Origin of the sequence: Microbacterium sp. CCH5-D1, from assembly GCF_001557335.1 — a bacterium.
In the GTDB taxonomy this organism is placed as follows: domain Bacteria; phylum Actinomycetota; class Actinomycetes; order Actinomycetales; family Microbacteriaceae; genus Microbacterium; species Microbacterium oxydans.
In genome coordinates this window covers 14025-28943 of sequence record NZ_LSJW01000142.1, presented here as the reverse complement: position 1 = coordinate 28943, position 14919 = coordinate 14025, and the positions used below count along the sequence as shown (strand labels likewise).

Annotated in this window: 12 protein-coding genes; 4 read left to right on the top strand and 8 right to left on the bottom strand. The window is 69.1% G+C overall.

Annotation, left to right across the window (positions count from 1 at the left end):
* The coding region (locus tag AX744_RS20630) for a vitamin K epoxide reductase family protein (RefSeq protein ID WP_331709302.1) at positions 1-375 on the top strand (375 nt) is incomplete at its 5' end.
* A gap of 68 nt (positions 376-443) precedes the next feature.
* On the opposite strand, the gene ndk is transcribed toward AX744_RS20630, so the two are convergent.
* The 4 genes from ndk to ileS are packed head-to-tail and all read right to left on the bottom strand — an operon-like array spanning position 444 to position 6028.
* Positions 444-860 (bottom strand): nucleoside-diphosphate kinase, encoded by a 417-nt coding sequence (gene ndk / locus AX744_RS08975; RefSeq protein WP_017830321.1) that lies wholly within the window; start codon positions 858-860, stop codon positions 444-446.
* Between the two features lies 1 nt (position 861).
* Positions 862-1293, bottom strand: a complete 432-nt coding sequence (locus AX744_RS08970) for a DUF4233 domain-containing protein (RefSeq protein ID WP_218867904.1) — start codon at positions 1291-1293, stop codon at positions 862-864.
* Positions 1290-2642 carry a bifunctional folylpolyglutamate synthase/dihydrofolate synthase gene (locus AX744_RS08965; protein ID WP_061016408.1) on the bottom strand — a complete coding sequence of 451 codons (1353 nt, stop codon included), beginning with the start codon at positions 2640-2642 and terminating at the stop codon, positions 1290-1292. The genes AX744_RS08970 and AX744_RS08965 overlap by 4 nt, the downstream gene beginning before the upstream one ends.
* Complete coding sequence (gene ileS, locus AX744_RS08960) at positions 2639-6028, bottom strand: isoleucine--tRNA ligase (protein ID WP_061016406.1); 3390 nt, start codon at positions 6026-6028, stop codon at positions 2639-2641. The genes AX744_RS08965 and ileS overlap by 4 nt, the downstream gene beginning before the upstream one ends.
* A gap of 300 nt (positions 6029-6328) precedes the next feature.
* Between ileS and AX744_RS08955 the strand changes: the two genes are divergently transcribed.
* On the top strand, positions 6329-6979 hold the full coding sequence (locus tag AX744_RS08955; protein ID WP_058632277.1) for a pentapeptide repeat-containing protein: 651 nt from the start codon (positions 6329-6331) through the stop codon (positions 6977-6979).
* Here the strand turns inward: AX744_RS08955 and AX744_RS08950 are convergent.
* The 4 genes from AX744_RS08950 to AX744_RS08935 are packed head-to-tail and all read right to left on the bottom strand — an operon-like array spanning position 6969 to position 11866.
* Positions 6969-8477, bottom strand: a complete 1509-nt coding sequence (locus tag AX744_RS08950) for an ATP-binding cassette domain-containing protein (protein WP_061016404.1) — start codon at positions 8475-8477, stop codon at positions 6969-6971. The two genes, AX744_RS08955 and AX744_RS08950, sit on opposite strands and share 11 nt — an antisense overlap.
* Positions 8474-9286 carry an ABC transporter permease gene (locus AX744_RS08945; RefSeq protein ID WP_061016402.1) on the bottom strand — a complete coding sequence of 271 codons (813 nt, stop codon included), beginning with the start codon at positions 9284-9286 and terminating at the stop codon, positions 8474-8476. The genes AX744_RS08950 and AX744_RS08945 overlap by 4 nt, the downstream gene beginning before the upstream one ends.
* On the bottom strand, positions 9283-10230 hold the full coding sequence (locus AX744_RS08940) for an ABC transporter permease (protein ID WP_061016400.1): 948 nt from the start codon (positions 10228-10230) through the stop codon (positions 9283-9285). The genes AX744_RS08945 and AX744_RS08940 overlap by 4 nt, the downstream gene beginning before the upstream one ends.
* Before the next feature lie 25 nt (positions 10231-10255).
* Positions 10256-11866, bottom strand: a complete 1611-nt coding sequence (locus AX744_RS08935) for an ABC transporter substrate-binding protein (protein ID WP_061016398.1) — start codon at positions 11864-11866, stop codon at positions 10256-10258.
* A gap of 170 nt (positions 11867-12036) precedes the next feature.
* Here AX744_RS08935 and valS point away from each other — a divergent pair, with 170 nt between their 5' ends.
* Complete coding sequence (gene valS / locus AX744_RS08930; RefSeq protein WP_061016396.1) at positions 12037-14652, top strand: valine--tRNA ligase; 2616 nt, start codon at positions 12037-12039, stop codon at positions 14650-14652.
* Positions 14652-14867 (top strand): hypothetical protein, encoded by a 216-nt coding sequence (locus AX744_RS08925; protein WP_046749254.1) that lies wholly within the window; start codon positions 14652-14654, stop codon positions 14865-14867. Before valS ends, AX744_RS08925 begins: the two co-directional genes overlap by 1 nt.
* Positions 14868-14919: the final 52 nt, after the last annotated feature.

The following is a 14919-nucleotide window of genomic DNA, read 5'->3' as shown; positions in this document are numbered from 1 at the left end:
CTCTTCGTCGGCGTCGCACTGCTCGCCGGCTCACGGTTCCCCCGGTGGTTCTGGCTGACCTTCGGCGCCGGCGTGACCTTCGCCTTCGGCCTCGTCTGCTGGCTGATCTGGCAGAGCATCTACGCCCCCAACCTCGGTGTGCTCTGCCCGTGGTGCATGCTCACCTGGTCCGTCACCATCCCGACCTTCTTCGCCACCATGCTGCACCTGACACGAAACGGCAGCTTCACCGGCAACGAGAAGGTGCAGGAGCGCGCAAACCGGCTGATGGCCTGGGTCCCGCTCGCCACGATCCTCGCGTACGCCGTCGTGATCCTCCTCGCTCAGCTGCGCGGCCTCGACCTCCTCGGCGAGGTCATCGGCATGATCTTCTGAGGTTGCAGCACGGAAAGAGCCCGTCCACCGAGATTCGGTGGACGGGCTCTTCGCATGTGGACGGGTTCTCAGTCGAACCAGATTCCCAGCTCGCGCGCGGCGGACTCGGGGCTGTCGGAGCCGTGCACCAGGTTCTGCTGCACCTTGAGGCCCCAGTCGCGACCGAAGTCGCCACGGATCGTGCCCGGTGCGGCGGTCGTGGGGTCGGTCGTGCCTGCGAGCGAGCGGAAGCCCTCGATCACGCGGTTGCCCGCGAGCCGGATCGCGACAGACGGGCCGGAGAGCATGAACTCGAGCAGCGGCTCGTAGAACGGCTTGCCCTCGTGCTCGGCATAGTGCTCGGCGAGCAGGTCACGGTCGGGCTCCACCAGGCGGATGTCGACGAGGGCGTAGCCCTTCGCCTCGATGCGGGCGAGGATCGCGCCGGTGAGGCCGCGAGCGACGCCATCGGGCTTGACGAGGACGAGGGTTTCTTCGGTGGCCATGTCATTCACTCTCTGTGTCTGAGATCTGCGTGGTCTGAGTCTCGGTCGAGGGCTCGACGGGGCGTCGTGCGTCCAGTCGGGCCCCTCCGATGGTCGCATACGCCCACATCCCGCCGAAAATCAGGACGACGAGCAGGATGGAGGGGACGAAGAACGCCGACAGCGCGACGAGGGCCTGGACGACCCACCCGGCGGTGAGTGCCCAGGGCTTCGTGATCATCCCCGCGATCGCGATGCACGCGAGGGCGAGCACCGCCCCGGCGACGATCGCCCACCACTGCTCGACACCGTCGGGGAGCTGACGCAACCCGAAGATCGTGAGTCCGACGAGGAAGACCACGATGGCCTCGAACCCCAACACGACGGGTGCGAGCTTCTGCACGAGGGTGCGCGGCGGGCGCGGACGACGCGCTGGTGCGGCATCGGCGCTCATGCGCGCCACCCCGCCTTCCAGTCCTCGTCCTGCGACAGCGCGATCGCCTCTCCGGCGAGCACCACCGAGCCCGCGATGATCACCGCGCGGCGGTCGGAGGAGGCGGCCCACTCGCGCGCGGCGTCGGCGGCGTCGGCGAGAGAGTGGTGCACGGTCGCCCGCTGGCCGCTCTGCTCCACGAGATCGGCGATCGCATCAGCATCGCTCGCTCGATCCGAATCCGGAGCGGTGGCGAAGACGTGTGCCGCCCTCGGGGCCAGCTCGGCGACGATGCCCGCGGCATCCTTGTCGGCGAGCACACCGAGCACCAGACCCCACTCGTCGAAGTCGAAGCTGTCGTCCAGTGCCTGCGCGAGCGCCTTGGCGCCGTGCGGGTTGTGCGCCGCGTCGACGATCACGGTCGGCGCGATGCCGAGCAGCTGCAGTCGGCCGGGAGAAGTGCTCTCCTGCAGGCCCGCGGTGACGATGTCGGCCGCGATGCGCTGCGTGGCGCCCCCGATCAGCGACTCCACCGCGGCGACAGCGAGGGCGGCGTTGTGCCCCTGATGCGCCCCGTACAGCGGGAGGTACTCCTCGGTGTAGTCCCCCGCCAGGCCACGGATCGTGAGCAGTTGCCCACCGACCGCGAGTTTCTGCTCGGCGAGACCGAACTCCTCGCCCTCGAAGGCGATGGTGGCGTTGCGCTCCGCAGCCACCCGGCGCAGCACCTCGGCGGCCTCCGCGGGCTGCTGAGCGGACACCACGGCGGCGCCCTCCTTGATGATGCCCGCCTTGACCTCGGCGATCTCGGCGATCGTGCTGCCGAGGCGGTCGGCGTGGTCGATGTCGATCGGCGCGAACACCGCGACGTCGCCGTCGGCCGTGTTGGTGGAGTCCCATTCGCCGCCCATGCCCACCTCGAGCACGAGCACATCGATCGGAGCGTCGGCGACCGCGACGAATGCCAGCACGGTCAGCAGTTCGAAGAAGGTCAACGGAGCGTCACCGGCTGCCTCGAGCTCGGCGTCGACGATGTCCACGAACGGCTCGATCTCGTCCCACGCGTCCGCGACGGCCTCGTCGGCGATGGGCTCGCCGTCGATTATTATGCGCTCGGTGAAGCGCTCCAGGTGTGGACTCGTGAACAGCCCGGTACGCAGATCGTGCGCACGCAGAAGGCTCTCGATCATCCGGGCCGTCGACGTCTTGCCGTTGGTGCCCGTGATGTGCACGACGCGGTAGGTGCGCTGCGGGTCGTCGAGGAAGGCCAGGATCCGGGCGGTGCGCTCCTTGCGCGGCTGCACCCAGCGCTCTCCCGCTCGGCTCAGAAGCGCCTCGTAGACGGCATCCGCCCTGTCAGCAGCACTCATGCTCCCGCTCCCCTCCTGGTCACGTCGATCGTGAAGTCGCCGATGTTCGCATACGTCCCGGCGGAGATCACAGCGGAGAACTCCGGCGTCGCGCTTCCTGCACCGGCGAGGACCGCACCATGACCGAAGATCGAGTCGCCCTGCGCGTCGATCACGAAGTACTCCTCGGCGAGGGTCTCCGCAGCGATGCCTGCCAACTCGAACGCCGAGACCACGGCCGCGGTGTCCGCATCGTCCTGGAATCGGAGCACCAGCCGGATGCGGTCGCTCACGTCGAAGTCGGCGTTCTTGCGCGTCTCCTGCACGGCGCGGATCACATCTCGGGCGAGCCCCTCCGCCTCGAGCTCGGGGGTCGTCCTGGTGTCCAGCAGCACGAAACCCCCGCTCGGCACGATGGCCAGAGCCTCCCCCTCCGGACGGCCGGTCGTCTCGAGCACGAGCTCGTACTCCGACGGCTCCAGCGCGATGCCGCCGGCTGTGATGACACCGGCCTCCTCGCTCCAGTCGCCAGAGCGTGCGGCCTGGATCGCCTTCTGCACGTCCTTGCCCAGACGCGGACCGGCCGCGCGGGCGTTGACGCTGAGGCGGTGCGCGATGCCGTACTCCGCTGCGGTGTCATCGGCGAGTGCGACGAGTTCGACCGACTTCACGTTGAGCTCCTCGCGGAGGATGTCCTCGAACTGTCCCAGCGACGCCGCGAGAGGCGAGACCACGGTGAAGCGGGCGAGTGGGAGACGCACACGCAGCTTCTCCTTCTTCCGCAGTGCGTTGCCCACGCTCGACAGCTCGCGCACGGCGTCCATGGCGTCGCGGATCTCGTCCGCTGCGGGGAACTGCGTCTCGTCCGGCCAGTCGGTCAGGTGCACGCTGCGCCCACCGGTCAGGCCCTGCCACACGCGCTCGCTGATGAGGGGCACGAGAGGCGCTGCGACGCGGGTGAGCGTCTCGAGCACGGTGTAGAGGGTGTCGAACGCCTCACGGCTCTTCGGGTCTTCCGTCACGCCTGTCCAGAAGCGATCGCGCGAACGTCGGATGTACCAGTTCGTCAGCACCTCGGCGAAGTCACGCAACCGCGCGGACGCCGTCGTGGAGTCGAGACCCTCCAGGTCGGCACGCACCTCGCGGACGAGGTCGCCGAGACGAGCGAGGATGTAGCGATCGAGCACATCGGTGGAATCGGTGCTCCACTGCGCCTCGTAGCCGGCGGCGCCAGATGCGTTCGCGTAGGTGGCGAAGAAGTACCACGAGTTCCACAGTGGCAGCAGGAACTCGCGGACGCCGGAGCGGATGCCCTCTTCTGTGACCGCGAGGTTGCCGCCGCGCAGCACCGAGCTCGACATCAGGAACCAGCGCATCGCATCGGAACCGTCGCGGTCGAGCACCTCGGACACGTCGGGGTAGTTCCGCAGCGACTTCGACATCTTGTAGCCGTCGCTGCCGAGGACGATGCCGTGGCAGCTGACGCCCGTGAACGCCGGGCGGTCGAAGAGCGCGGTCGAGAGCACGTGCATCACGTAAAACCAGCCGCGGGTCTGTCCGATGTACTCGACGATGAAGTCCGCCGGGGAGTGCGAGTCGAACCACTCCTGGTTCTCGAAGGGATAGTGCACCTGGGCGTAGGGCATCGAACCGGAGTCGAACCACACGTCGAAGACGTCTTCGATGCGGCGCATGGTGCTCTTGCCGGTGGGGTCGTCGGGGTTCGGCCGCGTGAGGTCGTCGATGTACGGACGGTGCAGGTCGACCTCGCCCTCCGGGTTGCGCGGCAGCGTGCCGAAGTCGCGCTCCAGCTCCTCCAGCGAGCCGTAGGTGTCGACGCGCGGGTACTCGGGGTCGTCGCTCTTCCAGACCGGGATCGGCGATCCCCAGTAGCGGTTGCGGCTGATCGACCAGTCGCGCGCACCCTCGAGCCACTTGCCGAACTGTCCGTGCTTGACGTTCTCCGGCACCCAGGTGATCTGCTCGTTGTTGGCGAGCATGTCGTCCTTGATGTCCGTGACGCGGATGAACCAGCTCGACACCGCCTTGTAGATCAGCGGGTTCCGGCAGCGCCAGCAGTGCGGGTACGAGTGCTCGTAGCTCTGCAGGCGGATCAGACGGCCGTTCTCGCGGATCAGCCGCACGAGGGGCGTGTTCGCGTCCATCCACAGCTGGCCGGCGACATCGGTGACGTTCGGGAGGAAGCGTCCGCCGTCGTCGAGCGACAGGATCGTCGGGATCCCCGCAGCACCGGCGACCCGCTGGTCGTCCTCACCGTAGGCCGGAGCCTGGTGGACGATGCCGGTGCCGTCGCTGACGGTGACGTAGTCGTCCACCAGGATGCGCCAGGCGTTCTCGGTCCCGTAGGTCTCGGCGTCGGCGTAGTAGTCGAACAGCCGGTCGTAGGTCACGTCCTGCAGGTCGGCACCGCGCACCGTCGCATCGACGGCGGCGAGCGCGTCATCGGCGCTCTCGTACCCGAGGTCCTTCGCGTATCCGCCGACGAGCTGACGGGCGAGCAGGTATCGGTGCGCCGAGGCCTCGATCGCGGCATCCGTCGTCCCTGCGGCCTGGTGCACGTCCGCTGCGCCGTTCGGGCCTGCCGGGAGTACCACGTAGTCGATGTCCGGCCCCACGGCGAGCGCGAGGTTGGTCGGGAGCGTCCAGGGGGTGGTCGTCCAGGCGAGGGCGCGCACGCCGGTGAGCCCGAGCGCCTCGGCCTTGGCTCCGGTCAGCGGGAAGGTCACCGTCACGGAGGGGTCCTGACGCATCTGATACACGTCGTCGTCCATACGCAGCTCGTGGGCGCTGAGCGGGGTCTCGTCACGCCAGCAGTACGGGAGCACCCGGTATCCCTCATAGGCGAGGCCCTTGTCGTACAGCGTCTTGAACGCCCAGAGCACGCTCTCCATGTAGCCCAGGTCGAGCGTCTTGTAGCCACGGTCGAAGTCGACCCAACGCGCCTGACGGGTGACGTAGTCCTGCCACTCGTGCGTGTAGGCCAGGACCGAGCTCTTCGCCTTCGCGTTGAAGACGTCGATGCCCATCTCCTCGATCTCGGCCTTCTCGGTGATGCCGAGCTGCTTCATCGCCTCGAGCTCGGCGGGAAGTCCGTGCGTGTCCCAGCCGAAGACGCGATCGACCTTGTGGCCGGTCATCGTCTGGAAGCGCGGGAACACGTCCTTCGCGTACCCCGTGAGCAGGTGGCCGTAGTGCGGAAGGCCGTTCGCGAAGGGCGGGCCGTCGTAGAACACCCACTCCGGCGACCCCTCGCGCTGCGCGATCGACGCGCGGAAGGTGTCATCCGCCTCCCAGAACGCGAGCACCTCCTCCTCGATCTGCGGGAAGCGAGGGCTGGGCGCGACGGAGTCGGCGGCGGGGCCGAAGGCGGAACGGGGGTAGGTCATCGTGGCTCGCAGTGGTCGTCGTGGCGGATGCTCATGCGAGGACGACCCTCACGGACCGCGGTACCACCTCGCGTGCCGCGCCCTGCGGCGCGACCACTCTCACTGCGGCTGTGACGGGCCTGCCCCGCTCGGTTCTACTGAGCGCGGCCCGAAGGTCACGCCGTTCTTCCGAGAGCTCCCCGGTGATGGCCGGATCGATGCTCGTCCCACCAGTGTACGCGTGCCCACTGCTCCCCGGCGCATGGTCCTTCCCGGATGGCGACCGCGCACGATGTCGTCGGCCCGCCCTACGCTCGGAACATGGCCCGCACCTCCGACTCCCCCGCGTCTCCCCGCGTCACGGCGCCCGATCTGCCGCCGGTGCTCGAACCGGCTCGGGCTGCCCGCAGTGCCGACCTCGTCGCCGCTCGACTCGATCTGGCCGGTACCGTCGACCTCGCCTATTCGACGGTCGAGCAGTGCGTCGTGAGCGCAGACGCCGATGCCGTCGACCTCACCGGGGCATCGGTCGTCGACGTCGACATGTCGGGGGTTCGCATCGCCTCGCTGCGCATGCGCGACGCGGGTGTGCGGCGAGTGCGGATCAACGGCGGCCGCATCGGGACCCTCGACCTCAGTGAGGCGCACGTCTCGGAGCTCGACCTGCGCGATGTGCGCATCGACTACCTCAACCTCGGTGCGGCGAAGGTCACCGATCTCGAGATCACAGGGTGCGCCATCCGCACGATCGACATGCCGCGGGCCGAGCTCACGCGAGTGCGCTTCACGTCCACATCGAGTGACGAGGTGGACTCGCGGGGCATGCGGGCGAAAGACCTCGATCTGCGCGGGCTCGACGCTCTCGGCTACCTCGACGCCAACAGCCTGCGCGGTGCCACGCTCACCTCGTTCCAGGTGCAGCAGCTGGCACCCGTGCTCGCCGCGGGAATCGGCATCCTCGTCAAGGACTGACGGCGCCGCTCGCGTCGATCAGCTCTCTCGTGAACGGGTGCTGCGGTGCCGCGAACACCTCCGACGTCGGCCCCTGCTCCACGATCCGGCCGTCCTGCATCACCAGCACGTCATCCGCGACCGATCCCACGACATCCAGATCATGGGAGACGAGGATCATCGTCAGCCGGCGTTCACGCTGCAGCCCGTCGAGCAGACGCAGCACCCGCTCCCGCACCGAGGGGTCGAGCGCGGAGACGGGTTCGTCGAGCACCAGCACGTCAGGATCGGCGGCGAGGGCACGGGCGATGGCCGCCCGCTGCCTCTGTCCGCCGGAAAGGGCACTCGGACGTCTGCCGGCCAGTGCGGGAGCCAGGCCGACCTCGGCGAGAAGTTCGACCACCCGAGCAGGGCGCGCGGTGCGGGGCACACCACCGGCCTCCAGCGCTTCCTGCAGCGATCGACCGATCGTCCAGCGCGGGTCGAAGGCGCCGAGCGGATTCTGATGCACCAACTGCACCCGTCGCGGTGCGTTCCACTCCACGGCGCCGCTGTCCGGGGCGTCGACGCCGACGATCATGCGGGCGAGAGTGGTCTTGCCCGATCCCGACTCCCCCACGATGCCGAGCGTCCGCCCGTCCCTCACGACGAACGAGGCATCGACGACCGCTGGCACGGTGCCGAAGCTCCGTGACACGCGGTCGACTCTCAGCACCGATGCGGAATCCGTCGGCGCAGCGGTTCGGGGTTCGTGGATCGTCGCGGCGATGAGCTGCTTCGTGTACTCGTGTCGAGGGTTCTCGAGCACCTCGGCCACCGGACCGGACTCCACGACCACGCCGCTCCGCATCACCAGGACACGATCGGCGATCCGACGGACCGCTGCGAAGTCGTGGCTGATGAACACGAGGGCCGTCCCCGCGTCGGTGATCTCACGCAGCAGTCCGAGGATCCGCGCCTGCACGGTGGCGTCGAGCGCGGTGGTCGGCTCGTCCGCCACGAGGACGGCCGGGTTCGCGGCGAGTGCGGACGCGATGAGCGCACGCTGCCGCAGACCTCCGGAGAGTTCGTGCGGGTGCTGTCGCGCGCGGCGCTCCGGTTCGGGCATCCACACGCGCTCCAGCAGCTCCCGCACACGTGTCGCTCGCGGCGCCCGCCCCCGGACGACCCTGTGGAGGAGGAGCGGCTCGGCGATCTCCGCCTCGATGCGCCGCAGGGGATCGAGGGAGACCAGCGCGTCCTGGGAGATGAGCGCGATTCCCGATCCGCGCACGCCCCTCCACGCCCGATCGGAGAGACCGGCGACATCCCTCCCGTCCACCACGAGCCCGTCCAGGGTGACGTCAGCGGCTGCGGGAGTCAGCCCCAGCAGGGCACGCGCCGTGAGGGACTTGCCGGCGCCGGACTCCCCCACGATCGCGACGCACTCACCGCGGTCGACGGCGAAGGACACGTCATCCACGACCTGCTTCCCGTCGAACGAGATGTGGAGTCCTCGAACCTGCAGTGCAGCGTTCATCCTGTCCTCCCGTCTGCGCGAGCCCGAAGGATTCGCCCGATGACGGTGGCCGAGACCACGGTCAGCGTGATCGCGACGCCGGGGAAGAGGGAGATCCACCAGGCCTGGCCCAGCACATTGCGGCCCCCGGCGAGCATCAATCCCCACTCGGGCGTCGGCTCTGAGGGACCCAAGCCCAGGAAGCTGAGTCCCGCGGCCGCGAGGATGCTCGAGCCGATGCCGATGGTGGCGAGCACGCTCAGCGCACCGAGCACGCCCGGCAGCACGTGCCTGCGGAAAGCGCGCCAGCGCGGGACGCCGAGGATGCGCGCGGCTTCGACGTGCTCGGTGACGCGGAGCGTCTGGGTCTGCACGCGCGCCAACCGGATGTACACCGGCACGGCGGCCAGGGTCACCGCGATCGCGATGTTCACGGGCCCCGGTCCCAGCACGGCGACGACGACCAGCGCGACCAGGAACTCGGGGAACGCCATCAGCACGTCGTTCACCCGCATCACGGTGGTGTCGACGCCCCGCGGTGCGCCCCCGGCGAGCGCGCCGATCATGAGCCCGAGGACCAGAGCCACCCCGGTGGCGAAGAGCCCGATGCCCAGCGATCTCCCCGCGCCGTGGACCACCCGCGAGTAGACGTCGCGCCCGCTCTGATCGGTGCCGAAGAAGTGCTCCGCGCCGGGCGGCAGCAGGGCGGAGCGGACATCGGTCTGCAGTGGATCGTGCGTGGCGAGGACCCCGGGCCAGAGCGCCGCGAACACGATCACGGCGCTCACCACGATGGCCGACCAGAGGAGCACAGTCTGCGCGCGCCTCATCGGGTGCTCCGGTCACGTGCTGCCCTGATACGCGGGTCGATCAGGGGGTGCACGATCTCGACCAGCAGGTTCACGGTGACGAACACCACGGCGCTCAGGAGGATGATCCCCGTGATGACCGGAAGATCGCGGTCGCTGATCGCCGCGAGCGTCACGCGTCCGAGACCGGGTCGGGCGAACACGGTCTCGACCAGCACCGCTCCGCCGAGGACGGAGCCGGTCAGATAGGCGGCGAGCGTGACGGCGGAGGCTGCGCCGTGACGCAGTCCGTGCCGGAGCGTGAACCACGAAGGACTCGCCCCACGCGCGCGCACCGTCTCAGCGAACGGCATGCGCTCGGCTTGCACGAGGCCGTCCCGAAGCACCTGACTGAGCAGCGCGGCCACCGGTAGCGCGAGCGTCACCGCCGGGAGGACGATCGTGGCGGGGTTGCGGGCTCCGGAGACCGGAAACCGCCCCAGTCCGAAGGCGAAGACGCTGAGGAGGACCAGTCCGATCCAGAACACCGGAGACGAGAGCACCACCAGCTCCACCGCCGCGGCGGCCGTGCGTCCTGCATCGCCGCGTACGAGGACGGCGACCCCGACGGCGAGCACGACGGCGATCACCAGTGCGAGCGCGGATAGCTGTACCGTCGCTCCCAGCTGGCGTCCGATCACCTCTGTGACCGGCATCCGCAGCTGGTACGACTCCCCCAGGTCCCCGCGGGCCAGCTGGCCGATGAAACCGAGGTACTGCTCCCACGGCGGCCGGTCCAGTCCCAGGTCGGCGCGGATGCCGTCCTTGACCGCCTCACTCACCTGTGCCTGAGGTCCCAGCATCACCGACACGGGATCTCCGGGGATCACTCGGAACGCGAGGAATGCGACGGTGGCGGCGCCCCACAGGACGATGACGACGGAGGCGATCAGGCCGGCGATGCGGACGAGAGCAGCCTTCACCACCCGTGCCCTCCGCTCAGCCGGCGGTTCAGCCGACGGTCACATCGTAGAACAGCGGACGGCCGTACAGGTCGTACTCGACGCCCTCGACGCGGTCGCCGACGGCCGTGATCGCCGACGGGCTGTACAGCGGCACGATGGCGGTGTGCGTGGCGTTCCACTCCTGCAGCTGGGTGTAAAGCCCGTTCCGCGTGTCCTGATCGCTCGTCGCGACGGCCTGTTCCAGCAGCGCATCGATCTCGGGGTCGCTGACCTGTGAGGCGTTCTGGAACCCGTCGGTGTGCAGGTGACTGCGCAGCAGGTCGGGGTCGACACCGGAGAAGCCCCAGTCGGTCAGGTCGAACGTCTTCGGCTCGTACTGCTCGTTGTAGGCGCCCGGTTCGAGCACCTCGCGCTCGACCTCGAAGCCGATCCCCTTGAGGTCGGACTGGATCGCGTTGGCCAGCGCGGCACGGTCGTCGGGAACCGGAGTCCAGGCGATCCAGCGCACCGAGAGGCGCTTGCCGTCCTTCATGCGGATCCCGTCGGTGTCGCGGGCCGTCCAGCCGGCCTCGTCGAGGAGCGTGTTCGCCTCATCCTGGTCGAACGGCCAGCTGCCCTCGAGGGACGCGTCGTAGCCCGGAGTCGTCGACCCGAGGATGCTCCACGCCCGCGGGAACTGCCCGAAGTAGATCTCCTCCACCGCGGCGTCGATGTCGATGCCACGGGCGAACGCCTGACGCACCTTCTCGTCGGCGAAGACTCCGTACTTCTCGTTCAGATACAGCGAGTACGGCAGACCCGGGTACTCGATGGAGTCGACCGTGATGCCGTCGCCGAGGTCCTTCGCGAGGTTCGGCGGGATGTTGCTGGCCAGGTCGGCTTCACCGCTTTCGACGACGCCCGCGCGCACAGACGCCTCCGGCTGGATCTCGACGCGCAGGGTCTCGAACTTCGGAGCCTCAGCGTCGTGCGGGCCCCAGGCGTAGTCGTCGTTGCGGGTGTAGACGATCTCCTGGTCGGGTGTGTACTCGGTGAGCTCGAACGGGCCGGTGCCGACGGTGATCCCGGGGCCGCCCGCTTTGAGCTTGTCGGCCGACTTCTCCAGCACGGCAGGCGAGTAGAAGCCGAGCTGCGGCGTGCTCGCCGCCTGAAGGAACGGCGCGTAGGGCTGCGTGAAGGTCACCTTGACGGTGTGATCGTCGACGACCTCGGTGCCGTCGTAGAAATCGGCGCCGAGCATGCTGGCTGCCTGGGCCGACGCGGTCTCGGGGTCGACGATGCGGTCGAAGTTCGCCTTGACGGCGGCAGCGTCGAACTTCTCGCCGTCGGTGAAGGTCACGTCGTCGCGGAGCGTGAAGGTGTACTCCGTGCTGTCCGGTGAGACGTCCCAGCTCTTCGCGAGCCACGGGCTGAACGATCCGTCGTCCTCCTGGAAGACCAGGGAGTCGAGCACCGCCCGCTGCACCATGCCGGAGACATCGAGCTGGCTGACCTGCGGATCCATGTGCCCTGCGGACAGATTCGCGCCCTCGATCGACCACACGAGCTCCCCGCCCTCCCCATCGGCGCCGGGCGCAGCACACGCACTGAGTACCAGCGCAGCGGCAGCGGTGAGCGCCGCGAAGGGCAGGAGACGGCGCACAGATCTTGCGGGCATGACGGTTCCTCTGGACGAGCGGGTCGGGGTCCCTCCATCCTACGGCTGATTCTTGGACGGGGTCGATCTGCGCCGGCGACCCGTCACCGTGACGCTCGGTAGACTGTTCGGCACACCCCACACTCAGGCACGCTCACACAGTGCCGCATACATCGCTCGAGGAGACCTCCATGCCTGCTTCCGAAACGGCGCAGAACCCCATTCCCGACAAGCCAGCACTCGAAGGTCTCGAAGCGAAGTGGGACGCCGCCTGGGCTGAGCAGGGCACGTACCTGTTCGACCGTCTGCGCGCCGCCGAGCTCGGCCGTGAGGGCGTCTACTCGATCGACACCCCGCCGCCGACCGCCTCCGGCAGCCTCCACATCGGCCACGTGTTCTCCTACACGCACACCGACGTCAAGGCGCGGTACGAGCGCATGCGCGGCAAGACCGTGTTCTACCCGATGGGCTGGGATGACAACGGCCTGCCCACCGAGCGCCGCGTGCAGAACTACTACGGCGTGCGCTGCGACCCGTCTCTCCCCTACGACGCCGACTTCACCCCTCCCTTCGAGGGCGGCGACAACAAGTCGAGCCGGGCTGCCGACCAGCGGCCGATCAGCCGCCGCAACTTCATCGAGCTGTGCGAGCGCCTCACGATCGAGGACGAGAAGCAGTTCGAGGCCCTGTTCCGTAAGCTCGGGTTGAGCGTCGATTGGACGCAGACCTACCGCACCATCTCCGACGACACGATCCGGCAGAGCCAGCTCGCGTTCCTCCGCAACATCGAGCGCGGCGAGGCATACCAGGCCCTCGCGCCGACGCTGTGGGACATCGACTTCCGCTCCGCGATCGCGCAGGCCGAGCTCGAGGACCGCGACCAGCAGGCCGCGTACCACACGATCGAGTTCCCCTTCGCTGACGGCTCCGGCTCCATCGCGATCGACACCACGCGCCCGGAGCTCCTCCCGGCGTGCATCGCGATCGTGACCCACCCCGAGGGGCCGCACAAGCACCTCATCGGCACCAAGGTGCGCACGCCGTACTTCGGCGCCGAGATCGAGATCCACGGCCACCACCTCGCCCAGCCCGAGAAGGGCACCGGTGCGGCGATGGTCTGCACCTTCGGCGATGTGACCGACATCATCTGGTGGCGCGAGCTGCGCACCACCGCCGGCGAGTCCCTGCCGAACATGACGGCGATCGGTCTCGACGGCCGCTTCCTCGCCGAGGCGCCGTCGATCGTCACAGACCCCGACGCGCGTTCCTGGTACGTGGAGAACGTGGCGGGCAAGACCGTCTTCAGCGCCCGCAAGGCGATCGTGGAGAAGCTGCAGGAGACCGGCGACATGACCGCCGTCGGCAAGCCCTTCCAGCACGCCGTGAAGTTCTTCGAGAAGGGCGACCGCCCGCTCGAGATCGTCTCGACCCGGCAGTGGTACATCCGCAACGGCGCCCGCGACGGCGAGCTGCGCGACCAGCTCCTCGCGCACGGAACCGAGCTGGCGTGGCACCCCGACTTCATGCGGGTCCGCTACGAGAACTGGGTCGGCGGCCTCACCGGCGACTGGCTCGTGTCCCGGCAGCGGTTCTTCGGCGTGCCGATCCCGCTCTGGTACGCGTTGGACGAGAACGGCGAGCGCGACTACGACCGGGTGCTCACCCCGGATGCGGCCGCGCTGCCCATCGACCCGACCACGGATGTCCCGGCGGGCTACACCGAGCAGCAGCGCGGGGTGCCGGGCGGGTTCGATGCCGAGGCCGACATCCTCGACACCTGGGCGACGTCCTCCCTGACCCCGCAGCTCGCGGGCGGCTGGCAGCGCGACGAGGAGCTGTGGCAGCTCACTGCTCCGTTCGATCTGCGCCCGCAGGGACAGGACATCATCCGCACCTGGCTCTTCTCGACCATGCTGCGCTCCACGCTCGAAGACGGCCGCACCCCATGGAAGAACGCCGCCATCTCCGGCTTCATCGTCGACCCCGACCGCAAGAAGATGTCGAAGTCGAAGGGCAACGTCGTCACCCCGGCCGACGTGCTCGACACCCACGGCTCTGACGCGGTGCGGTACTGGGCGGCCTCGAGCCGACTCGGCATGGACGCGGCCTTCGACCCGCAGAACCCGACCCAGGTGAAGATCGGCAGGCGTCTCGCCATCAAGGTGCTCAACGCCGCGAAGTTCGTGCTGTCGTTCCCGGTGCCCGCGGGCGCGCAGGTGACGCACGCGCTCGACGCCTCGATGCTCACGGCGCTCGACGGGGTGGTGGCCGAGGCGACCGCCGCCTTCGACCGGTACGACGCGGCCAGGGCGCTGGAGTTGACCGAGGCGTTCTTCTGGACGTTCTGCGACGACTACCTGGAGCTCGTGAAGGAGCGTGCCTACAACCAGAACGACGTGGGCCAGGCCTCGGCCGCCCTCGCGCTGCGTCTGGCGCTGTCCACGCTTCTCCGCCTGCTCGCGCCGGTGCTCTCCTTCGCCACGGAGGAGGCCTGGTCGTGGTTCGAGGCGGGCTCCGTGCACACCGCAGCATGGCCCGAGAAGCTCGGCATCGAGGGCGACCCGGCCGTGCTGGCCGCCGCGAGCGAGGCGCTCATCGGCATCCGGCGCGCGAAGACCGAGGCGAAGGCGTCGCAGAAGACCCCGGTCTCCCGTGCCGCCATCGCCGCTCCCGCAGCGAAGGTCGAGGCCCTGCGCGCCGCGGCGGACGACCTCCGCGCGGTCGGCCGCATCGCCGAGCTCGAGATCACCGAGGCGGAGGAGTTCGCGGTCACCGCGATCGAGCTCGCCCCGGTCGAGGCCTCCTGATGCAGCTCGGCACGCGCTGGGCCGCGGGTGCACAGCCGCCCGCCTCCGTCCCCGAAGCGCTGCGTCCCGCCATCGCCGAGGTCGAGTCCCAGGGCCTCACCGGCCACTGGACCCTCACCTGGCTGGAAGGGCGTGCGATCGCCGAGCTCGACGCCGGCTGGGAGGTCCTCCAGACCGCGTCCGGAGAGGTCGTCGCCCGCCCGTTCGCCGACTGAACCGGGCCCCGCCATCGGGACGAGACCCCCTGACACCCGTGCGGATATCAGG